Here is a 1,141-nt window from a genome sequence, read left to right as displayed (position 1 = left end):
CCACCTTCGCGGATTGCGAAACGTAGACCTTCATCCATTGCGATTGGAGCGATTAGCTCTACAGTCATTTGGATGTTGTCGCCTGGCATTACCATTTCTACGCCTTCTGGTAGTGAGATATCACCAGTTACGTCAGTTGTACGGAAGTAGAACTGTGGACGGTAGCCTTTGAAGAATGGTGTGTGACGACCACCTTCATCTTTAGACAGTACGTAAACTTCTGATTCGAATTTAGTGTGTGGAGTGATTGAACCTGGTTTCGCTAGTACTTGACCACGTTCAACTTCATCACGCTTAGTACCACGTAGTAGTGCACCAACGTTCTCACCCGCACGACCTTCGTCTAGAAGCTTACGGAACATTTCAACACCAGTACAAGTAGTAGTGATGGTGTCTTTGATACCTACGATAGCAACTTCGTCACCAACAGTTAGGATACCTTGCTCGATACGACCAGTTACTACTGTACCACGACCTTGGATCGAGAACACGTCTTCGATTGGCATGATGAACGGTAGGTCTACTGCACGCTCTGGCTCTGGGATGTAAGTATCTAGCGCTTCTGCTAGTTCTACAATTTTCGCTTCCCATTGCTCTTCGCCGTTTAGGGCACCTAGCGCTGAACCTTGGATTACTGGTAGGTCATCACCTGGGAAATCGTACTCAGATAGAAGTTCACGTACTTCCATTTCTACTAGTTCTAGTAGCTCTTCATCATCTACCATGTCACATTTGTTCATGAATACGATGATGTATGGGATACCAACCTGACGACCTAGAAGGATGTGCTCACGAGTTTGTGGCATTGGGCCATCTGTCGCAGCTACTACTAGGATACCACCGTCCATTTGCGCAGCACCAGTGATCATGTTTTTAACATAGTCAGCGTGTCCTGGGCAGTCTACGTGTGCGTAGTGACGAGTTGGAGTGTCGTACTCAACGTGTGAAGTAGCGATTGTGATACCACGTTCACGTTCTTCTGGAGCGTTATCGATAGATGCGAAGTCTTTAGCTACACCGCCGTAAACTTTCGCAAGAGTAGTACAGATAGCTGCAGTTAGAGTTGTTTTACCGTGGTCAACGTGGCCGATAGTACCAACGTTTACGTGCGGTTTCGTACGTTCAAATTTTTCTTTAGACA

Annotated in this window: 1 protein-coding gene; it reads right to left on the bottom strand. The window is 46.6% G+C overall.

What is annotated here, in order from left to right; all coding sequences use genetic code 11:
• Positions 1 to 1,141 (bottom strand): elongation factor Tu (gene tuf, locus ACFFUV_RS23395; RefSeq protein WP_390198332.1); only part of this gene is annotated, 1,141 nt, incomplete at both ends.

The organism is Vibrio olivae (assembly GCF_042428525.1).
GTDB classification, from domain to species: domain Bacteria; phylum Pseudomonadota; class Gammaproteobacteria; order Enterobacterales; family Vibrionaceae; genus Vibrio; species Vibrio olivae.
This window is presented reverse-complemented; position numbering and strand designations above follow the sequence as displayed.